Source organism: Cognatiluteimonas telluris (assembly GCF_011320095.1).
GTDB lineage: Bacteria > Pseudomonadota > Gammaproteobacteria > Xanthomonadales > Xanthomonadaceae > Cognatiluteimonas > Cognatiluteimonas telluris.
In genome coordinates this window covers 145384-166322 of record NZ_JAANOY010000001.1, presented here as the reverse complement: position 1 = coordinate 166322, position 20939 = coordinate 145384, and the positions used below count along the sequence as shown (strand labels likewise).

The window sequence follows — 20939 nt, the reverse complement described above, 5'->3', positions numbered from 1 at the left end:
GTCAGGCATCGTCCTGGATGACGCCATTGCGCGCGCCGGCGGCGGCAATGGCAGGGAGTTCGTCGAGTTCGAGGTCGGCGTAATTCATCACCCGCAGCAGCATCGGCAGGTTGAGCGCAGACACCCGCCGCACGGGCGTGCCGATGCGTGCCAGCTTCGACGCCAGGTTGCTGGGCGTGGCGCCATAGAGGTCGGTCAGCAGAAGCGCGCCGTCCCCATCGTCGACGCGCCGCAGTGCCGCGCTCGCGGCCGGCAGCAGGGTGTCGGCATCGCCGTCCCAGGGCACTTCGAACGCCTCGGTCTTCAGCGGCAGCTGGCGAAGCAGCCGCGTGGCCGCGGCGATCAGCGCCGAGCCGATGCCTTCGTGGGTGATGAGCAGGACGCCGACCGTCATGTCATGAAGTTAGCAGGCGCGGCGATGCACCGGAAGCACCGTGGTCGCGTCGGCACCCTCGTCGCTCAGTCCAGCTCGCGGTGGTAGACCGCGACCTCGCCGTAATCGCGGGTGCGGCAATGCTGGGCCAGCCGTTCGGCCAGGTACACCGAGCGGTGGCGTCCCCCGGTGCAGCCGAAGGCGACGGTGACGTAGCTGCGCGTGTCCGAGCGCAGGCGCGGCAGCCAGGTGTCGAGGAACTGCTCGACCTGGTTGACGTACTCGTTGACGAAGTCCTGGCTGTCCAGGTACCAGCGCACGGCCTCATCGCGTCCGGACAGCGGCCGCAGTTCCGGATTCCAGTGTGGGTTGGGCAGCACCCGTGCATCGAAGACGAAATCCGCGTCCGCCGGCACCCCGCGCTTGTAAGCGAAGGATTCGAACAGCAGCGACAGTGAATCCTCGGTCGCCAGGCCGAAATCGGTGATTACCTGGCGTCGCATCTGGTGGACGTTGAGCTGGCTGGTGTCGATCACGATGTCGGCGATCTGCCGCAATGGCTTGAGCACCTGGCGCTCCAGCGAGATCGCGTCGGCGAGCGCAAGCCCGAGGTGGCTCAGCGGATGCCGCCGACGCGTGTCGGCGTAGCGCTTGAGCAGCACCGTCTCGGTGGTGTCGAAGAAGACGAGCTTCGGGTCAAGGCCCAGCGCCCCGACCGCCGACAGCCACTCCGGGATGTTGGACAGGTCGGTATGCCGGTTGCGCACGTCGATGCCGACGGCGAGCTTGCCTGGCGCGCCATCGTCGCGCGCGACGCTGCGCACGAATTCGGGCAGCAGTTCCGCGGGCAGGTTGTCGACGCAGTAGAAGCCAAGGTCTTCGAAGGTGTTGAGCGCGACCGACTTGCCCGAGCCGGACATGCCGCTGACGATGATCAGGGAGGGGGCGGTGGGCGGCTGCATGCCGGTCAGGAGGAGCGTTCGAGGAAATGGCTGTGGCGGGCCATGAATGCAGCGGCCGGATCGACACCCTTGGCGCGCAGGATGTGCCCGCGCGCGGCGGCTTCGGTCAATACCGCGAGGTTGCGGCCCGGCATCACCGGCAAGGTGATCATGGGAACGTCGAGGTCGAGCACGCGGCGCGCGCCGATGTCGCCGGTGATGCGCTCCAGCCCGCCGGTGGACCGGGCGGTTTCGGTCGAGCCTTGGTTCGGCTGGGTCAGGTGCACGATCAGGCGCAGGTACTTGTTCTTCTTCACCGCGGTGTCGCCGAACATCTGGCGGATGTCGAGCACGCCCAGGCCGCGCACTTCCAGCATGTCCTGCAGCATTTCCGGACTGGTGCCGTCGAGCACGTCGGGTGCGATCTGGGTGAACTCGGGTGCGTCGTCGGCGACCAGCCGGTGGCCACGCGTGATCAGCTCGAGCGCGAGCTCGCTCTTGCCCGAGCCCGATTCGCCGGTGATCAGCACGCCGATCGAATAGATCTCCATGAACACGCCATGCAACGTCACCCGCGGCGCCAGTGTGCGTGCCAGGTGGTATTGCAGGTGGTTGAGCAGCTCGTGGCCGCGCTTGGGCGACGTCCACAGCGGCGTGCCGAATTCCTCGGCGGCCAGGCGCAGGTCCTCCGGGCAGGGCTGGTCCTTGCTGATCACCAGCGCCAGCGGCGCGAAGCCCACGATCTTGGCGATCGTCTCCCAGCGCTGGCGCGAATCCAGGCCGTCGAGCCAGGTGAGTTCCTCGCTGCCCAGGATCTGCACCTTGTTGGGATAGATCGCGTTGAGGTAGCCGGCCAGCGATGGCCGCCGGGCGACCGTGTCGACCGACTCCAGCACGCGGCATGCGCCATTGAGCCCGGCCAGCCAACGCAGGCCGAGGCGTTCGCGCTGCTGTTCGAACAATTCGCGGGCGCTGATCTTGGACGTCATGCGGGCAGCGGGGTGGTCGCGGATTCGTGCGGTATCGCCAGGCCAGGCCAGCCTGCCGCGGGGCCCGGCGCAAATCGCAGGCCGCGCGCCATCATGGAATCCCGGCGCCCAGCACGCCGCGCAACGCCAGGACATCCGGCGCGTCGCGAAGCGCCGCGCGGAATTCCGGGTCGGCGAAGCGTTCGGCCACCTGCGACAGCAATTGCAGGTGTTGCTGGGTGAAATGCTCCGGCGCGGCCATGGCGAGCACCAGGTCGACGGGCGCGCCGTCGGCCGCGGTGAAATCGATCGGCGGTTGCAGGCGCAGGAATGCCGCGCGCGTCCGGGTGATCCCGGCGATGCGCCCATGCGGGATCGCCACGCCATGGCCGATCGCGGTGCTGCCCATGCGTTCCCGCTGGCGCAGGCCCTCGGCGATCGTGCCGGCCGGCCCATCGCCGGCCGGTCCAGCCAGCAGGCGCGCGGCGGCGTCGAGCACGCCATCGCGACTGCCGGCATCGGTCAGCACCACGATGCGGTCGGGCGCTAGCACTTCGGACAGGGACATCGCGGGCAGGGTCCCGGGCAACTCAGGCGAAATCGCCGCTGCGGGCGGGGCTTTCGCCGCGGTGGTGGTCGACGAGCTTTTCCTTGTGCTTGCCAAGCAGGCGGTCGAGCTTGTCGGCCAGCAGGTCGATCGCCGCGTACACGTCGACGCCGCTGGCGTCCGCGTGCAGCGTGCGGCCGGCAAAGTTGACCGTGCACTCGGCGCGCTGGTCGGTCTTTTCCACGCCCAGGATGACACGGGCGTCGATGGGCTGGTCGAAATGCCGCTCCAGCCGGGCCAGCTTGCTCTGCACGTATTCGTGCAGCGCCGGGGTGACGTCGATCTGCTGGCCGTGGGTCTCGATGCGCATCGGCAACCTCCTTGAACGGTGGGTGGACCGTGGCCGCGTCGCTTTCGACAGGCCACGGCCACAGACTACCCCGGGACGGCGTGGGGCGGCATGAGCCGTACGCCGTTCAGCCGATCCGAACGCGCTCCTGCGAGGACACGATCCCCATTGCCTCGCGGTATTTGGCGACCGTGCGCCGCGCCACCGGGACCCCGGCGGCCTTGAGCGCTTCCGACAGGAGGGCATCGGACAGGGGCTTTCGGGGGTTCTCGGCTTCGACCAGGCGCCGGATCATGCTCTGGATGGCGATGCTGGAGGCCTCCCCGCCGCCGTCGGTGTCGATCCCGGAGGCGAAGAAACTGCGCAACGCCACCGTGCCACGCGGGGTACGCACGTATTTACGCGCGATCGCGCGCGACACCGTCGATTCGTGCAACCCGACCTCCGCCGCCACTTCGCGCAGGGTCAACGGACGCAGCGCCTGGGCTCCGAACTCGAGGAAGCCGGATTGCTGCCTGACCAGGCAGCGCACCACCTTGAGCAGGGTTTCACCGCGGGCCTCGATGTTGCGCAGCAGCCAGCGCGCCTCCTGCAGGCGACCACGCAGGTAGCCGTCGCTGGCCCCGGCGTGGCCGATCATCTGCTCGTAGCCGCGATGGATGGTCAGGCGTGGCGCGCGCCCCGAGGCCAGTCCGACGCGCCAGACGCCCTGCCGCCGCCAGATGACGCAGTCCGGCGTGATGTAGGTATCGGCCGGCAGGCTGCCGATCTGGGCGCCCGGGCGTGGATCGAGCGAGCGCAGCAGTCGCAGCGCGGTATCGGCTTCGCAGAGCGTGCAGTGCAACTCGCCGGCGACGCCGTCGATGCCGATTTTCGGCAGCCGGTCGATCGGGCCAGCGGCGATGCGCAGTGCCAGCGGCTTGCCCGGGGTGTCGTCCGGCAATGGCGCCAGTTGCAGAAGCAGGCACTCGCCGAGGTCACGCGCGCCGACTCCGGCCGGATCGAATCCCTGCAACTGGCGCAGGACCGCGAGCATCTCGTCTTCGCTTACGACCAGGTCGGGACGGACCGCCTCGCACAGCGCCTGCAGCGACTCGCGCAGGTAGCCGTCGTCGTCGATGGCGTCGATGAGCGCGGCACCGATGCGACGGTCGCGCGCGGACAGGTGGGTCAGGTGCAATTGCCACTGAAGGTGGTCGCGCAGCGACTGCGGTTCGGCGACCCGGTCGGCGGCATCGCCATCGTCGTCATCGTCGGAATGGCCAATCCGTTGCTGCCAGGGCTCGTCGCCGCCGGTCCAGGGCGCCACGTCGTCCGGCGGCGGCGCGTCGTCATCGCCGCCAGCGGTACCCGGGGCGTCCCCGGCGCCAGCTTCGGTCGTGCGCAGCTCCCCGGGTTCGGCCCAGTCCAGCAGTGGGTTGGACTCCACGGCTTCGGCCAATTCGGCCTCCAGTTCCAGCGCCGACAGCTGCAGCAGGTGGATCGCCTGGCGCAGCTGTGGTGTCAGCACCAGCTGCTGGCCTAGCGATGTCGTCAGACGGGGCTTCATACCGGAGGACGCGTCCAGGGTTCGGACGGCGATGCGCTCTGGCCGGTCGCTGGGCCCCCGGCGCACCGGGAACTACAGACGGAAGGATTCGCCCAGGTAGACGCGTCGCACGTCAGGATTGGCCAGCAGCGCGTCCGGAGCCCCCTGCGCGAGCACGCCACCCTCGCTGAGGATATACGCGCGGTCGCAAATGCCCAAGGTCTCGCGGACGTTGTGGTCGGTGATCAATACACCGATGCCGCGGTTCTTCAGGTGACGGACGATGCGCTGGATTTCCCCTACCGAGATCGGGTCGACACCGGCGAACGGCTCGTCCAGCAGCATCAGCCGCGGCTTGGCCGCCAGCGCGCGGGCGATCTCCACCCGGCGCCGTTCGCCGCCGGAGAGGCTGGCGCCGCTCTGGTCGGCCACGTGCGCGACCTGCAATTCCTCCATCAGGCTCTGGAGTTCGCGCTCGCGGCCGGCACGATCCAGGTCCGGGCGCAGTTCCAGGACCAGGCGCAGGTTGTCCGCGACGCTGAGCTTGCGGAACACCGAGGGTTCCTGCGGCAGGTAGCCGACCCCGAGCTTGGCGCGGGTATACATCGGCTCGGCGGTGATGTCCCGGCCGTCGAGCACGATGCGCCCGGCGTCCGCCGGCACCAGGCCGACGATCATGTAGAAGCAGGTGGTCTTGCCGGCGCCGTTGGGGCCAAGCAGCCCGACCACCTCGCCGGCGTCCAGGGTCAATCCGAAATCATGGACGACTTCGCGCGCGCGATAGCGCTTGCGCAGTCCTTCGGCGACCAGCATCAGGGCGTGGTCGGCGTCGAGGTGGGCGCCGCGGGGGGGGTCGCCCCGGCCCCCGGAGTGGATTCCGGAGCCGTTCCGGTCGCCGGAGTCGCGGCTGCGGGCGGCGACGCCGGGTGCTTGGGCATGATCCGCATTTTGACCCGGCCGTTGCCTTCGCCGCCGCTTTCGATCGCACCCGTCTTGAGGTTGTAGACGACCCGCTCGCCGCTCATCGACCCGCGTGGCTGCTGCAATTCGACATTGCCGGTGAAGACCACGACCTCGTTGTGCAGGTTGTAGTCGACGTTGCCCGCACGCGCCGTCATCGGCGTACCGTCGTCCATCTGCTGGTTCAGCACGACCGGATTGCCCTTGAAGACGGCACGTGCAATCTCGTCGTCGTGCATCGTGATCTCGGCCGTCGCGGACGTGATGTGCAACGTGCCCTGCGTGATCTCGACACCACCCGTCAGCAACGACACGCTGTCACTCTGGAACGTCCCGCTCTGGTGGCCGGATTCGATGTTCATCGGCTGGTTGCGGTCCGAGGTCCGGGCCCATGCCGCGCCGAAGGCCAGCAATCCCAGCAGGAGCATCGTCGATTTAGCGAGGCGGGACATAGTGGGAGCGTACCTGGGACATGAGTTGGTAGCGTCGCGTGCCGAAGTCGACCTGCATGCCACGAGCATGCATTGTAAGGCCGGGCTGGGTCACGGTCACAAACGCGCGGGTGGCTGCCTTGCGGGAGTTGGGGAAAACGTTCAGCTGCGAGGTCTTCATCGCGATCCGGCTGGGCTCCTCCGATGGACTGAGCGTCCGCACGTTGCCCGTCAGGCGGATCTGGTCACGATTGGCGCTTACCCAACCCTTGTTCGATTTCACATGCCAGTAGTGGCCGCTCTCGTTGGGGAGCAGGAACAGCGGCGTCGTCAGGTCCATGGTCCTGGCGCCCGGGGTCTGCTGCAGCATCGGCGCGCGTAGGGTGAACGCCTCCTTCCCATGGTCGTCCAGCGAGATCAACTCGAAGTCCCGCAGGACGTAATCAGACAGGCCGGTGCCCGCCCCCTGGGTGGGCGCCTTGGGCCGCTGGTGCAGCACCGCCCAGCCGCTGACCAGCGCGCCGGCCAGCAGCAACACGGTGGCGACGGCACGCCAGTTCATTGCGTCACCGCAGGGGTGAGTTGCGCCGAGGGTGTCTGCGATTCCAGAGACTGTGCCAGGGCGTCGCCAGCCTTGCCGTGTGCGGCGAGCAGCAGGTCGCACAGTTCGCGCGCGGCGCCGAGGCCACCGCAGGCGACGGTGCGCCAGTGCACGCGCTCGCGTACCCATGCGTGCGCATCGGCCGGCGCCACCGACAGGCCCGCCGCCTGCAATGCGGCAAGGTCGACCAGGTCGTCGCCCATGAAGGCGACGGCGGGCATGTCGATGCCGAGCTCGCTGGCGATGCCGCCGACGCAGGCCAGTTTGTCGGCGATCTTGGTGCAGGCGCGCACGCCCAGTTCCCGCGCCCGGCGCTCGACGATCACGCTGGCGCGGGCGGTGACGAGCGCGACTTCGAACCCATGCCGGCGCAGCAAGGCCAGGCCGAGCCCATCGCGGACGTGGAAGGCCTTGAGTTCACGCCCTTCGCTGTCGAACAGCAGCCGCCCGTCGGTGAGCGTGCCGTCGACGTCGAAACACACCAGTCGCACGCCGGCCGCACGGGCAAGCACGTCGGCGGGATAGTCGGAAATATGCGAGTAGGTCATCGAATGTCGCGAAGGGTGGTGGCGAAGTCACGGCCGTGGAGGGGTGGCCCGATGCTGTCGGTAAGGCAGGCGGACGGCGGTGGCCGGTGGCATGTCGGGCTGCCGCGATCCCTCGCGGGCGGGGCGACATGGGCCGGGCCCTTAAACCACCCGCGCCCGCAACAGGTCATGAATGTTGAGCGCGCCGACCACGCAGCCGGCGCCATCGAGCACCAGCAATGCGTTGATCTGGTGCGTTTCCATCAGCTTGGCGGCTTCGACGGCAAGGGCGTCGAAGCCGATGGTTTTCGGCGCCCGGGTCATGACCTCGTCGATGCGCGTGCGGCGCAGGTCGATCGCGGCGTCGTCGAGCGTGCGTCGCAGGTCGCCGTCGGTGTAGAGGCCCAGCAGCCGGTTGTCGTCGTCGACGACGGCCGTCATCCCCAGGCGCTTGCGGCTCATCTCCACCAGCGCCTGGCTCAGGGTCGCATCGGCGCGCACGCGCGGGACATCGTCGCCCGAATGCATGACGTCGGTGATGTGCAGCAACAACCGCCGGCCAAGCGCGCCGGCCGGATGCGAGCGGGCGAAATCATCGGCGGTGAACCCGCGCGCCTCGAGCAGCGCGACCGCCAGCGCGTCGCCCAGCGCCAGCGCGGCGGTGGTGCTCGTGGTGGGCGCCAGCGCCAACGGACAGGCTTCGGCGGGCACGCTGACATCCAGGTGCACGTCCGACTCCAGCGCCAGCGTCGACGATGGCCGCCCGGTCATCGCGATCAGCCGGTTGCCCTGGCGCTTGAGCACCGGCAGCAGCATCAGCAGTTCGTCGGTCTCGCCGGAATTGGACAAGGCCAGCACGACGTCGGCATCGGTGATCATGCCCAGGTCGCCATGCCCGGCTTCGCCCGGATGGACGTAGAAGGCGGGGGTGCCGGTGGAGGCGAAGGTCGCGGCGATCTTGCGCGCGACATGCCCCGACTTGCCCATGCCGATGCACACCACGCGGCCGTGGCAGGCGAGCAGCAGCTGGCAGGCGGCGGTGAAGGCGCCGTCGATCCGCGCGGCCACCGCCTCGAGGCCTTGGATCTCCACCGCGAACACGCGCCGGCCGCTCTCGGCGACATCGAACGCGACCGCCTTGGGCATCGAAATCAGGGACTCGGACGGCATGCGGGTCGCGGCTTTCCGCTAGACTGAATGGCTCTTAGTTTACGCGCTTCGCGCAGCGGCCCATGAATCCCGACCAGATCCGTCAGCTGATCGAACAAGGCCTGCCCGGCGCGCGCGTCGAGGTCCAGGGCGCCGACGGGGTGCATTTCGATGCGACCGTCGTGTCGGAGGCCTTCGCCGGCAAATTGCCGCTGGCGCGCCACCGGATGGTCTACGCGACCCTGGGCGGGCGCATGGGCGGCGAAATCCATGCCCTGGCGCTGAAGACCCTCGCCCCCGGCGAAGCGGGGGCCTGATGGACAAGATCCTGGTCGAAGGCGGCCGCGCGCTGCGCGGCGAGGTGCGCATTTCCGGCGCCAAGAACGCCGTGCTGCCGATCCTGTGCGCGGCGCTGCTGGCCGATGGGCCGGTGACGATCCGCAACGTGCCGCGCCTGCACGACGTGCGCACGACCCTGCGCCTGCTCGGCGAACTGGGCGCCGGCATCGACGTCAGCGACGACCACGTCATCGGCATCGACCCGACCCGGGTCAACAGCCACGTCGCGCCCTACGAACTGGTCAAGACCATGCGCGCCTCGGTGCTGGTGCTCGGGCCGTTGCTGGCGCGCCATGGCGCGGCCGAAGTGTCGTTGCCCGGCGGCTGCGCGATCGGTTCGCGCCCGGTGGACCAGCACATCAAGGGCATGCAGGCGCTGGGCGCCGAAGTCAGCGTCGACCACGGCTTCATCAAGGCCAGCGCCAGCCGCCTGCGCGGCGGCCGTGTCGTGTTCGACATGGTCAGCGTCGGCGCCACCGAGAACGTGCTGATGGCGGCCACGCTCGCCGAAGGCCGCAGCGTGCTCGAGAACGCCGCGATGGAGCCTGAAATCGTCGACCTGGCGGCGTGCCTGGTGGCGATGGGCGCGCGCATCGAGGGCGCCGGTACCGGGCGGATGGTGGTCGAAGGCGTCGAGCGGCTGCACGGCGGCGAACATTCCGTGGTGCCCGACCGGATCGAGACCGGCACGTTCCTGGTGGCGGCGGCGATGACCGGCGGCCACGTGACCGCGACCCACGCCCGCCCGGACACCATGGATGCGGTGCTGGGCAAGCTGCGCGAAGCCGGTGCCGCGATCGAATGCAGCGACGACCGCATCACCCTGGACATGCAGGGCCGACGCCCGCGTGCGGTCAACATCACCACCGCGCCGCATCCGGGATTCCCGACCGACATGCAGGCGCAGTTCATGGCGCTCAACTGCATCGCCGACGGCGTCGGCGTGATCAACGAGACGATCTTCGAGAACCGCTTCATGCACGTGCAGGAGCTGCTGCGCCTGGGTGCGGACATCCGCGTCGAGGGCCACACCGCGATCGTGCGCGGCGTGGACGTCCTCAGCGGGGCGCCGGTGATGGCGACCGACCTGCGCGCATCGGCGTCGCTGATCCTGGCCGGACTGGTTGCCCAGGGCCAGACCACGATCGACCGCATCTACCACCTGGATCGCGGTTACGAGAACATCGAAGCCAAGCTGTCGGCGCTGGGCGCGAGCATCCGGCGCGTTTCGTAACCCGTTTGGCAGGAGCGGCTCCAGCCGCGAGCTGCTGCTCTTGCGATCGACACGAGAGCGCGCGGCTGAAGCTGCGGCTACACAAGCCGCTGCGGCGGGGAGCGGGCGCCGCGCTAGTGCAGCGCGGTCAGCTTCAGGTCCATCTCGTCCTTGCCATCCTTGCGCTGCAGGATGCGCGCCGGCACCGGAATGCCGTCGACCACCCATAGCATCGTCTGCTTGTCGCCGTCGGTGCGGGTGACCTTGGTCGCTTCCTGCGGCTTGCCTGCGATGGTGATGGTTTCCTTGCCGGCGACCTGGTAGCTCATCTGCTTGGCGCGGCCGTCGTCGACCATCCGGTAGTTGAGCGGCTTGCCCGCGGCGACATCGCGCGCGATCGCCAGGTTGACCAGCATCGCATCGAGGTCGCCGGCCTGCAGCGCCACCGGACCGCTGCGTTCGGGTTTGACGTCGCCGCTCCAGCGCGCCTCGCCCTTGGCCCAGTCGTAGGTTGCGTTCTTGTCGCTGTGCTTGACCAGCAACATCGAGGAATCGGTGCCCGACAGCGGCCGCCACTTGCCGTCCTTGTCCTCGAACGTCGTGCTCTGGCTGAGGTTGGCCAGGCCGTTGTGCACGTCGAGCGTGTATTTCCAGCGGTTGGCGCCCGCCGATGCCAGCGTCATCCGGCCCTGCGCCTGCAGGCCCATGTAGTTGGCCTGGTAGTCGGCGGTGAACGGCTTGATCGCCAGTGCCGGTGCGCTGGCGGCGAGGACGAAGGCACCCAGCAGCAGCGGTGCCAGGCGCTGGCCGACGGCGGCGCGGAACAACGGAACTCGGTTCATCGGGCGACTCCTTGGTATTGGATCAAGCGCAGGTCGGTGCTGTCGGCACCGTCCTCGCGTTGCAGGATGCGGATCGGCGTGGGGACGCCGGCAGCCACCCAGATCAGGGTGTCGTCGCCGCCGTCCTGCAGGCGGTTGGCGCGCATGGCGTCGTAAGCCAGGTCGCCTGCCGCCATGGTTTCGGTCTGCGGTGCGACGATCCAGTGATGGTCGCGCACGCGGCCGTCGTCGACGAAGCGATAGTCGAGCACGCGCCCCGGCGCCGCATCGCGGATCACGGCCAGGTCGATCAGCAGGCCGCTCATGTCGCCATCGCGCAACGCGACGGGGCCGGCGTGACCGGGCTTGACGTCGCCGGTCCAGGTCGCCGTGCCGCGCGTCCAGTCGTACACGCCCACGGTCTTGCGGCTGGAGAAAAAGGCGCGCTTGACCGTGCTTTGCGCCAGCGGCCGGTAAGCGTGGCCGTCGGTGTCGAACAGCGTGCTCTGCTGCAGGTTCAACCCGGTCAGGCGCGCCAGTCCGCGGCCCTGCATGCCCAGGTCGATGCGCCAGCGCGCGCCGTCGACATGCGTCAGCTGCAGCGTCGCCTGTCCCAGCTCATGGCCATCATGGAAGACCTGGTAGGTGGCGCTGAACGGTTGCAGTGGCGGTACCGGCAGCGTCGACATCTCCGCCGTCGCCGGCACCACGGGTGCCAGCTGCTGGGCCGGGAGTGGTCGCGGCGCCGCGAGCAATGCCAGCGGCAACAGCGCGGCGAGGGGAAGGAGACGGCTCATAGGGGCGCCATCATGGGAAGCGCTGGTTGGCTGCCAGCTGAAGCGGGGTCGCGAGCGGCCTGCCATCGAGCTGCACGCGCTCGTCCCGCAGGGCGATGCGGCCTTGCGCGATCAGCTGCAACGTCCGCACCAGCAGTGGATGCTCGCGCGCCAGCACCCGGCGGGCGAGGGTTTCGGCATCGTCGCCAGGTTGCACCGGCACCCGCGCCTGCGCGATCACCGGGCCGCCATCGAGATCCGGGGTCACGTAATGCACGCTGGCGCCGTGCTCGGCCACGCCGGCCGCCACCGCCTGGGCGTGCGTATGCAGGCCCTTGAAGGCGGGCAGCAACGACGGATGGATGTTGACCAGGCGTCCACGCCGCGCCTGGACCTCGCGTTCGCCGATCAGGCGCATGTACCCGGCGCAGACGATCAGGTCCGGCTTCCGGGCATCGATGGCATCGAACAGGGCCGCGTCGTGCTCCAGCCGCGTCGCGAAGCCGCGCGGCGCCACCACCTGCGTCGCAAGTCCCGCCGATCGCGCGCGCTCCACCGCCGGGGCATTGGCGCGATCGCAGAACACGCCGACGATGCGCGCGTCCAGCTGTCCGTCGCCGATCGCATCGACCAGCGCCTGCAGGTTGCTGCCACGGCCGGAGACGAGGACGGCGAGATCGAGGCTCATGGGGCTGGGTTTTCGTAGCCCGGGTAAGCACGGCGCACCCGGGGTCTGGCTGGGAGAATCCGTGGTGTCGTCGCGGCGCGATTCGTCCCGGGTGCGCTGCGCTTACCCGGGCTACGGACCATCGCGGTCAGCCGATGCGGACGCGTTCGCCGCCGGCCGCGGCCACGACCTCACCGATCGGCCGATGCGCCAGGCCGAGGCGATCGAGGTCGGCGCCGACCGCGGCGACATCGCCCGCGGCAACCACCAGCACGAAGCCGACGCCGCAGTTGAACGTGCGCCACATTTCCTCGTCGGCGACCGCGCCTTCGCGCTGCAGCCAGTCGAACACCGGCGGCAAAACAATCGTCGACGCTTCGATCCGCAGCCCGAGCCCGTCGGGGATCACGCGGATGATGTTCTCGGTCAGGCCGCCGCCGGTGATGTGCGCCATCGCATGGATGCCGCCGTCGCTGACGTCGTGCCGGGACAGCAGTTCGAGGATGGGTTTGACGTACAACGCCGTCGGCGCCATCAGCGCGTCGATCAGCTTGACCCCACCGACGTCGACATCGCCCGGACGCCCGGCGCGGTCGAAGATGCGCCGGATCAGCGAGTAGCCGTTGGAATGCGGGCCGCTGGACGCGATCCCGACCAGCACGTCGCCCGCGCGCACCTTGTGGCCGTCGAGCAGCTTCGATTTCTCCACCGCGCCGACGGTGAAACCGGCCAGGTCGTATTCGCCCGGCGGATACATGTCGGGCATCTCGGCGGTCTCGCCGCCGATCAGGGCGCAGCCGGCGAGTTCGCAGCCCTTCGCGATGCCGCCGACGACCGCGACCGTGGTCTCGACGTTGAGCTTGCCGGTGGCGAAATAGTCGAGGAAGAACAGCGGCTCGGCGCCCTGCACCAGCACGTCGTTGACGCACATGCCGACCAGGTCGATGCCGATGGTGTCGTGGCGGCCGAGCTGTTGCGCCAGCTTGAGCTTGGTGCCGACGCCATCGGTGCCGGACACCAGCACCGGCTCGCGGTATTTCCCGGAGAGGTCGAACAGCGCGCCGAAGCCGCCGAGTCCGCCCATCACCTCGGGCCGGAAACTGCGTCGCACCAGCGGCTTGATGCGCTCGACGACGGCATTGCCGGCATCGATGTCGACGCCGGCATCGCGATAGGTCATCGGCGCCGGAGCGCCCGAAGCAGGGGAGTTGGGGCTGTTCACGCCGATCCAGGCAGCACGCGCGCAGGCGCTGGGCCGGCGATTTTAGCAGCGCGCGGACGCCGGCATGGACGCGATGGCGCGGGTACGGCACCATTTCGGCTCGTTTCGCGGAAGGATGGACGATGCGTCGGGCAATCCGGATGGCGTGGATCACGGGGTCGCTGCTGGGCCTGCTTGCCATGGGGATGGGCGTGGCCTCGGCGCAGCGTGTCGAGGGCGATCGCGCTGCCGCGCAGGGCCTCTACCAGGCCGAAGTCAGCGTCCACAGCCAGGGCGAGAGCGAGCGCGGTACCGGCTTCGCGCGCGCGCTGGCGCAGGTTCTCGGCAGGATCTCCGGCGACCGCAACGCCGCCCAGCGCCCAGGCGTGGGCCAGGCGCTGCGCACTGCGAAGGACCTGGTCGACAGCTACGACTACCGCCAGGACGAGGGGGTCTCGCCCACCACCGGCGCGCCGACCTTCGACACGACCCTGATCGTGCGGTTCGACCCGGACAAGGTCGACAACCTGGTCGCCGCCCTGGGCGTTCCGGTGTGGCCGCAACCCCGGCCCAAGCCGGTGCTGTGGCTGGCGATCGACGACGGCCGCGGTGCGCGCCTGGTGGGCCTGCCGCAGGCCAGCGCAGCGCGCGCGGTGCTCGATCGCGCGGTCGACCGCGGGTTCAAGCTCGGCCTGCCCGCCGGCAGCGCCGCCGAACAGGCCGCGGTCGGCGCGATCTGGCGCGGGGATACGGCTGCCGTTGCGCGCATCTCGGCGCGCTACAACCCGCCGATGCAGCTGATCGGCAAGCTCTACCGCAGCAGTGGCGGCTGGACCGGCGACTGGACATTCGTCGACCACGGCCGGGTCCTGGGCCACTGGACCGACGAGGAGCCCGATGCCCGCCGCGCCATGGCGGCCGGCGCCGATGGCGCGGCCGATGCGCTGGTGCGTCGCTACGCCAAGGCCGAGAGCGCCGGGACGCCGGGCATCTTCCGCGTCACCTTCGTGGGGATCGACAGCAGCGAGGACTTCATGCGCCTGTCGGGCTACCTGCAGGGGATCGCCGTCGTACGCCACATCACCCCGGTGCGCGCGACCCCGGCTGGACTGGAGGTCGACCTGGACCTGGCCACGGGAATGGAAGGCTTCCGGCGCCTGATCGATGACGACGTGCTGGTCGATGAATCCGGCGAGCGGCCGGCCGACGCCGGTGCCCAGGACATCGGCTCGGTCTTCCGGTTGCGCTGACACAGCCATGACCCCGTCGGCGAATCACGAGGTGGCGCTCTTCCTCCGGCGCCTGCAGTGGGGGCTTGGCGCGCTGCTCGCCGGCTGGCTGCTATGGCTGCTGGCGCCGGTGCTGACACCGTTCGTGGTGGCGGCGCTGCTGGGCTGGCTCGGCGACCCGCTGGTGGACCGCCTGGAACGTTCCTGCCGCTCGCGCAACGCCGCCGTCGCGGTGGTGTTCAGCGTGATGACGGCGCTGGTGCTGCTGGCGTTGCTGCTGCTGTTGCCACTGCTGCAGCGCCAGGTCGTGACCCTGGTCGAGTCCCTGCCGCATTACCGCGACTGGCTGGTCGGCACCGGCCTGCCATGGCTGGAGCAGAAGACCGGCCTGGTGCTGGTGGAATGGCTGGATCCGCAGCACCTGATCGCGCTGGTGCGCGCGCACTGGGAGCAGGCGGGCGGAACCGCGGCGACGCTGCTGGGCTACCTGTCGCGCTCGGGCTTCGCGCTGCTGGGCTGGGTGACCAACCTGGTGCTGCTGCCGGTGCTGACGTTCTTCTTCCTGCGCGACTGGGACCTGATCGTGGAGCGGGTGGCGGCGCTGGTGCCGCGCGACCACGCACCGGTGGTGTCGCGGCTGGCGCAGGAGTCCAGTTCGGTGCTGGGTGGGTTCCTTCGCGGGCAACTGCTGGTGATGCTGATCCTGGGCGTGCTCTACGCCGCGGGCCTGACCGGCATCGGCCTGGACCTGGGCATCCTGATCGGCCTGATCGCCGGCGTGCTGACCTTCGTGCCCTACCTGGGCCCGGCGACGGTCATCGTGCTCGGCGGCATCGCGGCGCTGGTCGAATACGGCGACTGGCAGCACGTCGCCGGCGTGCTGGCGGTGTTCGGGATCGGCCAGGTGATCGAAAGCTTCTGGCTGACGCCGAAGATCGTCGGCGATCGCATCGGATTGCATCCGGCGGCGGTGATCTTTGCCGTGCTCACCGGCGGCCAGCTCTTCGGATTCCTCGGCATGCTGCTGGCGCTGCCGGTGGCGGCGATCGCCAACGTGCTGCTGCGCTACGCACACCAGCGCTACACGCACAGCCGGCTGTACGCGGGCGAGGGGCCGGTGTCCGCCCACGCGCGTGTCGATGCCGACGTCGATGCCGGGCTGGCGGCGGTTGCGGTCGTCGCAATCGAGCCCGTCGCGGCATCCGTGCAGGAAACCGCGACTGGCCACCCCGCCGCGGGCCGATCGCCCGCCGGGGACGCTCCGGCGTGAGCGACGACCAGCCGCTCGCCGAGCGCGCGACGATCGCCAGGCAGTTGCCGCTGGCGCTGCGGTACCCGCCCGACCAGCGCCTGCAGACCTTCGTCGGAGCAGGCGGGGCGACCCTGGCGCAATTGCGCGCGCTGGCCGGGGGGCAGGTTGGCGATGCCTACCTGCAAGGCGGCGAGGGCGCCGGCAAGACCCACCTCGCACTGGCCGTCTGCGCCGCCGCCGAAGGCGCGGGCCGGCAGGCCACGTACGTGCCACTCCCCGTCGCGCGCGGCCGGCTGGGCGACGCGCTGGACGCGCTGGAAGGCAGTGCGCTGGTGGCGCTCGATGGGCTGGATGCGATCGCAGGCATGCGCAACGACGAAGTGGCACTGTTCGATTTCCACAATCGTGCGCGCGCCGCGGGCATCGCCCTGCTGTACACCGCGCGGGTCGCGCCCGATGCGCTCCCGCTGACCCTGCCGGACCTGCGCTCGCGGCTGGCGCAGTGCGCGCGGATCGTGCTGTCGCCGCTCGACGACGCCGGACGTCGTGACGTGCTGCGCGAACGCGCCCAGCGGCGCGGCCTGGTCGTGGACGAAGCGGCCTACGACTGGCTGCTGCGTCGGGTCGGCCGTGACCTGGGCGGACTGACGGCGTTGCTCGACCGGCTGGATCGCGCTTCGCTTGCGGCCAAGCGGCGGATCACGGTGCCGTTCCTGCGCGAAGTGCTCGACGCCGACGCCTGAGCGGGCGCGTCGCGGGTTTCGGCCTCCAGGCAATCCGGTTCGGTGTCGTAGCCGAGATAGAAGTACGCGTGCCAGAGCGGCGTACCAACCGGACGTGGGGTGGCCCAGGCGCCCAGGTGCAGGCCTTCGCTGCTCGTGCAGCTGACGAACCAGGCGCTACCCGAGGCCAACTGCGCGACGACGCGCGCATGGCGTTGCCCGAATCCGCGTGCGCCGCGCACGACGATACCGATCCCGCCGTCGTCGTCCGGAAGCGGCTGCTCGAGTTGCAGCACGAACAGCCGTCCCGCGGGGTCGCGGGCGCGCAATGCCGCGCATTGGCCGGCATCGCGGATTGCCTCCAGGCGGGCCCAGGCCGCGGCCTGCGGCAGCGAGGGAAACACCACCGCCACGCGTTCGCCAACCCGTGCATCGGCGCCATCGATCGTCGCGCACAGGATGCCATCGCGAGCGCTGGCAACGCCAAAGGATGGCGCCGCGCTGCGCCCAGCGCCTGCAACCGCCGCCGGCATCAGCGACAGCGCCAGCAGCGCGACGGCGATGCGGGTCATCATCGCGCCGCCAGCGCGTGGTCGAGCTGCGCCAGCCGCTCGGGGGTGCCGACATCGGTCCAGGCGCCGCGGTGGTATTCGCCGCCGACCGCGTCGCGCGCCATGGCCGCACGCAGCAATGGCGCAAGCTTGAAACGCGGCGGTGTCGCATCGACGCCGGGCGCCTGGCCGATCACTGTGCGCCAGTCCCCGAGCAATCCGGGCCGGTACACGCCGATTCCGGAAAACGTCAGCCGTGCGTCGCCTTCGCATGCGACCCGATCGCCGCGCAAGGCGAAGTCGCCCTGCGGATGCTGCGGCGGATTGTCGACCAGCACCAGGTAGGCATCGCCGGCCGGTTGCGTCGGCAATCGCGCGAAGTCGTAGTCCGTCCAGATGTCGCCATTGACGGCGAGGAAGGGCGCGTCGCCCAGCAGCGCCAGCGCGTGCAGCATGCCGCCGCCGGTTTCCAGTGGCGTCGGTCCTTCGTGGGAGTAGTGCAGGCGCAGGCCCCAGCGTCCACCGTCGCCGAGGGTGGCGGGAAACTGTTCGGCCAGCCACGAAGTGTTGACCACCACGTCGCGCACGCCGATCGCCGCGAGCTTTTCCAGGTGCCACGCGATCAGTGGCTTGCCGCCGGCGGGCAGCAGCGGCTTGGGCGTCGTCGCGGTCAGCGGCCGCATGCGCTCGCCCAGGCCGGCGGCCAGGATCAGCGCCTTCACCGAACGCCGCCGAGGACGATTATGGCGTCGGTCATGTCGAAGCCGGCATCGCCGGCTTGAGACGGTTGTCGATCAGTGACTGCAGCGGCGCCAGCTCCGGATACTTCGGTAGCACCGCATCCATGTAGGCGAAGAAACGCGGCACGTCCTGCAGGTATTTCGGCTTGCCATCGCGATGCCACAGCCGCGCGAAGATTCCGATCACCTTCAGATGCCGCTGCACGCCGATCCAGTCGGCGTCGCGACGGAAGCATTCGCGCGCCGGCACCGGCAGGCCGGCCTCGCGCGCGCGCTGATGGTAGCGATCGAGCCAGCCTGCGACGCGATCCTCCGGCCAGCTGAGGAAGGCATCCTTGAACAGGCTCAGGGCGTCGTAGGCGATCGGGCCGACCACCGCGTCCTGGAAATCGAGCACCGCCAGTCCTTCGGGAACCGGCATCAGGTTGCGCGGCATGAAGTCGCGATGCACCAGGACCCGCGGCTGCGCCAGCGCCGCATCGATCAGCCGCCGGTAGACGAGCTCGAGCGCCTCCAGCTCGCCGCAATCCAGCGTGAGCCCGAGGTGCCGGGCGATGAACCATTCGTCGAACAGGCGCAGTTCGCGTGCGAGCAGCGCCTCGTCGTACGCGGGAAAACCAGCCGGCGGCGCGATCGCCTGCAGCTGCAGCAACTGGGTGATGGCGGCGTCGAAGACCCCATCGGCGTTGCCGGAATCGATCACCTGCAGGCAGGTCCGCGCGCCGAGGTCCTCGAGCAGCAGGAAACCGGCATCGACGTCCTGCGCCAGCACCCGCGGCACGCGCACGCCGCCGCCTTCGAGCAGCGCGCGGATGCGCAGCCATGGCCGCACGTCTTCCTTGTCCGGTGGCGAATCCATGACGATCCGCGCCGGCGCGATGCCGGTCGTGCGCCAGTAGCTGCGGAACCCGGCGTCGACCGACGCACGTTCCAGTCCGGCGGTCGCATCGCCCAGCGCCGCACGCGCCCAGGCCAGGCGATCGTGTTCGCGCGTGGCGATCGGGTCGGCGTCGCGGGGCATGCGGTCTCCGGCAGGGCAGCGTCGATGCGCAGGGTAAACTGCGCGCCGGATCCTTGCGAGGCGACCATGACCCAACTGCAACCGGTGCTGCTGTCCGGCGGATCGGGCACGCGCCTGTGGCCGCTGTCGCGCGAGGCCTATCCCAAGCAGTTCCTGCCACTGGCCGGCGACGAGACGATGCTGCAGGCGACCTGGCAGCGCGTCGCCGCGATCGCTGGCGCACCGCCGATCGTGATCGCCAACGAGGAGCACCGCTTCCTGGTCGCCGAGCAGCTGCGACAGATCGGCGCGCCAACGCCGGCGATCGTGCTCGAGCCGGTCGGGCGCAACACCGCACCGGCCATCGCGGTGGCGGCGCTCCAGGCGATGGCCTCGGGAGAGGATCCCCTGCTGCTGGTGCTGCCTTCGGATCATGTGGTGCGCGATGCTGGCGGGTTCCGTGCTGCCGTCGTTGAAGCGGGCGTGGCGGCCGCGCAGGGCGCGCTGGTGACTTTCGGCATCGTGCCGACCGCGGCGGAAACCGGCTTCGGTTACATCCAGGCCGCCACCGGCCAAGGCGACGGACTGCGCAGGGTCGCGCGCTTCGTCGAGAAGCCCGATGCCGACACCGCGCGGTCCTATCTCGCCGCGGGCGACTATTACTGGAACAGCGGCATGTTCCTGTTCCGCGCCTCGCGCTACCTGGCCGAGCTCGAACGCTTCCGCCCCGAGATCCTGGCCGCGAGCCGGCAGGCCTTCGCGCTGGCGCGACGCGACGGCGATTTCATCCGCCTGGACAAGGACGCATTCGTCGCCTGCCCCGCCGATTCGATCGACTACGCGGTGATGGAGCATACCGACGAGGCTGCGGTATTGCCGGTCGACATCGGCTGGAGCGACCTGGGCTCCTGGGCGGCGCTTTGGGATGTGGCCGCACGCGATTCCGAGGGCAACGCCACGTTCGGCGACGTCATCGCCATCGACAGCCACGACAGCTATGTGCATGCGCACAGGCTGGTGGCGTTGGTGGGAGTGGACGAACTGGTGGTGATCGACACCGACGACGCGGTGCTGGTCGCGCGCAAGGACCGCGTGCAGGACGTCAAGCACGTCGTTTCCCGGCTCAAGGCCGACCAGCGCAGCCAGGCCGCGTTGCACCGCGAAGTGCATCGGCCGTGGGGCAGTTACGACTCGGTCGATGTCGGCCCCGGCTTCCAGGTCAAGCGGATCAAGGTCAAGCCGGGAGCGCGGCTGTCGCTGCAGTCGCATACCCGGCGCGCCGAACACTGGATCGTGGTCAGCGGCACGGCGCGGGTGACGCGCGACAACGACGTATTCGAGCTGCATGCCAACCAGTCGACCTACATCCCGATCGGCGCCAGGCATCGCCTGGAGAATCCCGGCAGGCAGACGCTGGAGCTGATCGAGGTGCAGTCGGGCGATTACCTGGGCGAGGACGACATCGTCCGCTACGACGACGTGTACGGGCGCGCTTAGCGCGTTCCAGATCGCCACGTCGTTCGGAAGGCGCCTGGGATCGCGGCGGCCCGGCGGCATGGCGTTCATTTTCGCGCTGCGACCCGGGTGCGCCGCGCTTACCGCGGCCACGGTTTCGCGAAGAGTGTGGTGCTCGGGATCGTGTAGCCCGGGTAAGGCCGAATGCCGCACCCGGGGTGCTGCGACAAGTGCGACTATTTCGCGTGCAAGTCGCCGGGCACCGTCAGGGCAGGCGACGCCGCCGGCGGAACAGGCTCACCACCAGCAGGATCGCGATCGCGCCCAGCAAGGCACCGAGGAATCCCGCCGGCTGGCCCGGCCGGTACCAGCCCATCTGCTGGCCGAACCAGCCCGCCAGCAGCGCGCCGGCGATGCCCAGCAACGTGGTGAAGATCAGGCCCATGCGATCGCGGCCGGGCTTGAGCAGGCGTGCGAGCACGCCCACGACGAAGCCGATCAGGATGATGGCCAGCCAGTTGTGGGTGCCGAACAGGTTCCAGTGCATGCGGGCCTCGGTGGCGGAGCAACGGACGCGAGCTTAACCAGCCGCGGTGTAC

The 20939-nt window shown here is 69.7% G+C and carries 24 protein-coding genes; 6 read left to right on the top strand and 18 right to left on the bottom strand.

Annotated features, from left to right (window positions below):
- Position 1: 1 nt before the first annotated feature.
- The 11 genes from G7B67_RS00790 to G7B67_RS00740 all read right to left on the bottom strand — a co-directional run bounded on the left by G7B67_RS00790 (position 2) and on the right by G7B67_RS00740 (position 8371).
- Positions 2–394 (bottom strand): PTS sugar transporter subunit IIA, encoded by a 393-nt coding sequence (locus G7B67_RS00790; RefSeq protein WP_166206314.1) that lies wholly within the window; start codon positions 392–394, stop codon positions 2–4.
- Between the two features lie 65 nt (positions 395–459).
- Complete coding sequence (gene rapZ, locus G7B67_RS00785; protein WP_166206311.1) at positions 460–1335, bottom strand: RNase adapter RapZ; 876 nt, start codon at positions 1333–1335, stop codon at positions 460–462.
- Positions 1336–1340: 5 nt separating this feature from the next.
- Positions 1341–2303, bottom strand: a complete 963-nt coding sequence (gene hprK / locus G7B67_RS00780) for an HPr(Ser) kinase/phosphatase (RefSeq protein WP_166206308.1) — start codon at positions 2301–2303, stop codon at positions 1341–1343.
- A gap of 91 nt (positions 2304–2394) precedes the next feature.
- Entirely contained in the window at positions 2395–2850 is a 456-nt protein-coding gene (locus G7B67_RS00775) for a PTS sugar transporter subunit IIA (protein WP_166206305.1), read from the bottom strand.
- A gap of 22 nt (positions 2851–2872) precedes the next feature.
- Entirely contained in the window at positions 2873–3199 is a 327-nt protein-coding gene (gene hpf, locus G7B67_RS00770; RefSeq protein WP_166206302.1) for a ribosome hibernation-promoting factor, HPF/YfiA family, read from the bottom strand.
- A 106-nt stretch (positions 3200–3305) separates the two neighbouring features.
- Positions 3306–4727 carry an RNA polymerase factor sigma-54 gene (locus G7B67_RS00765; protein ID WP_166206299.1) on the bottom strand — a complete coding sequence of 474 codons (1422 nt, stop codon included), beginning with the start codon at positions 4725–4727 and terminating at the stop codon, positions 3306–3308.
- A 72-nt stretch (positions 4728–4799) separates the two neighbouring features.
- Positions 4800–5519, bottom strand: a complete 720-nt coding sequence (gene lptB, locus G7B67_RS00760) for an LPS export ABC transporter ATP-binding protein (RefSeq protein ID WP_166206296.1) — start codon at positions 5517–5519, stop codon at positions 4800–4802.
- Positions 5519–6118 (bottom strand): lipopolysaccharide transport periplasmic protein LptA, encoded by a 600-nt coding sequence (gene lptA, locus G7B67_RS00755; protein ID WP_166206293.1) that lies wholly within the window; start codon positions 6116–6118, stop codon positions 5519–5521. Before lptA ends, lptB begins: the two co-directional genes overlap by 1 nt.
- Entirely contained in the window at positions 6102–6659 is a 558-nt protein-coding gene (gene lptC, locus G7B67_RS00750) for an LPS export ABC transporter periplasmic protein LptC (RefSeq protein WP_166206290.1), read from the bottom strand. The genes lptA and lptC overlap by 17 nt, the downstream gene beginning before the upstream one ends.
- Positions 6656–7246, bottom strand: a complete 591-nt coding sequence (locus tag G7B67_RS00745; RefSeq protein ID WP_166206287.1) for a KdsC family phosphatase — start codon at positions 7244–7246, stop codon at positions 6656–6658. Before G7B67_RS00745 ends, lptC begins: the two co-directional genes overlap by 4 nt.
- A 141-nt stretch (positions 7247–7387) precedes the next feature.
- Entirely contained in the window at positions 7388–8371 is a 984-nt protein-coding gene (locus G7B67_RS00740) for a KpsF/GutQ family sugar-phosphate isomerase (protein WP_166206851.1), read from the bottom strand.
- 86 nt (positions 8372–8457) lie between these two features.
- Between G7B67_RS00740 and G7B67_RS00735 the strand changes: the two genes are divergently transcribed.
- Both G7B67_RS00735 and murA read left to right on the top strand, forming a co-directional pair.
- Positions 8458–8691 carry a BolA family protein gene (locus G7B67_RS00735; RefSeq protein ID WP_166206284.1) on the top strand — a complete coding sequence of 78 codons (234 nt, stop codon included), beginning with the start codon at positions 8458–8460 and terminating at the stop codon, positions 8689–8691.
- On the top strand, positions 8691–9947 hold the full coding sequence (gene murA, locus G7B67_RS00730) for a UDP-N-acetylglucosamine 1-carboxyvinyltransferase (RefSeq protein WP_166206281.1): 1257 nt from the start codon (positions 8691–8693) through the stop codon (positions 9945–9947). The genes G7B67_RS00735 and murA overlap by 1 nt, the downstream gene beginning before the upstream one ends.
- Positions 9948–10060: 113 nt before the next feature.
- On the opposite strand, the gene G7B67_RS00725 is transcribed toward murA, so the two are convergent.
- The 4 genes from G7B67_RS00725 to purM all read right to left on the bottom strand — a co-directional run bounded on the left by G7B67_RS00725 (position 10061) and on the right by purM (position 13370).
- Positions 10061–10768: a DUF3108 domain-containing protein gene (locus G7B67_RS00725; RefSeq protein WP_166206278.1), complete on the bottom strand. Its 708-nt coding sequence runs from the start codon at positions 10766–10768 to the stop codon at positions 10061–10063.
- Positions 10765–11544, bottom strand: coding sequence for a DUF3108 domain-containing protein (locus tag G7B67_RS00720; protein ID WP_166206275.1), 780 nt, complete (start codon positions 11542–11544; stop codon positions 10765–10767). Before G7B67_RS00720 ends, G7B67_RS00725 begins: the two co-directional genes overlap by 4 nt.
- Positions 11545–11554: 10 nt before the next feature.
- On the bottom strand, positions 11555–12211 hold the full coding sequence (purN, locus tag G7B67_RS00715; protein WP_166206272.1) for a phosphoribosylglycinamide formyltransferase: 657 nt from the start codon (positions 12209–12211) through the stop codon (positions 11555–11557).
- 127 nt (positions 12212–12338) lie between these two features.
- Positions 12339–13370 (bottom strand): phosphoribosylformylglycinamidine cyclo-ligase, encoded by a 1032-nt coding sequence (gene purM / locus G7B67_RS00710; protein WP_166206848.1) that lies wholly within the window; start codon positions 13368–13370, stop codon positions 12339–12341.
- A gap of 164 nt (positions 13371–13534) precedes the next feature.
- Between purM and G7B67_RS00705 the strand changes: the two genes are divergently transcribed.
- The 3 genes from G7B67_RS00705 to hda are packed head-to-tail and all read left to right on the top strand — an operon-like array spanning position 13535 to position 16615.
- The gene (locus tag G7B67_RS00705; RefSeq protein ID WP_166206269.1) at positions 13535–14641 is read left to right on the top strand and encodes a DUF2066 domain-containing protein; all 1107 of its coding nucleotides are present in this window, start codon (positions 13535–13537) and stop codon (positions 14639–14641) included.
- Positions 14642–14648: 7 nt separating this feature from the next.
- Positions 14649–15890 (top strand): AI-2E family transporter, encoded by a 1242-nt coding sequence (locus G7B67_RS00700; RefSeq protein WP_166206266.1) that lies wholly within the window; start codon positions 14649–14651, stop codon positions 15888–15890.
- Between the two features lie 32 nt (positions 15891–15922).
- Positions 15923–16615 (top strand): DnaA regulatory inactivator Hda, encoded by a 693-nt coding sequence (gene hda / locus G7B67_RS00695; protein ID WP_166206845.1) that lies wholly within the window; start codon positions 15923–15925, stop codon positions 16613–16615.
- A gap of 550 nt (positions 16616–17165) precedes the next feature.
- Here hda and murU read toward each other — a convergent pair.
- Together murU and G7B67_RS00685 are read right to left on the bottom strand one after the other, a co-directional pair.
- Complete coding sequence (gene murU / locus G7B67_RS00690) at positions 17166–17867, bottom strand: N-acetylmuramate alpha-1-phosphate uridylyltransferase MurU (protein WP_166206263.1); 702 nt, start codon at positions 17865–17867, stop codon at positions 17166–17168.
- 31 nt (positions 17868–17898) lie between these two features.
- On the bottom strand, positions 17899–18906 hold the full coding sequence (locus G7B67_RS00685; RefSeq protein WP_166206260.1) for an aminoglycoside phosphotransferase family protein: 1008 nt from the start codon (positions 18904–18906) through the stop codon (positions 17899–17901).
- Positions 18907–18972: 66 nt separating this feature from the next.
- Here G7B67_RS00685 and G7B67_RS00680 point away from each other — a divergent pair, with 66 nt between their 5' ends.
- Positions 18973–20382, top strand: coding sequence for a mannose-1-phosphate guanylyltransferase/mannose-6-phosphate isomerase (locus G7B67_RS00680; RefSeq protein WP_166206257.1), 1410 nt, complete (start codon positions 18973–18975; stop codon positions 20380–20382).
- Between the two features lie 223 nt (positions 20383–20605).
- Here the strand turns inward: G7B67_RS00680 and G7B67_RS00675 are convergent, their stop codons facing one another.
- A complete protein-coding gene (locus G7B67_RS00675; RefSeq protein ID WP_166206254.1) occupies positions 20606–20887 on the bottom strand; it encodes a GlsB/YeaQ/YmgE family stress response membrane protein in 282 nt (93 codons plus the stop codon).
- Positions 20888–20939 lie beyond the last annotated feature (52 nt).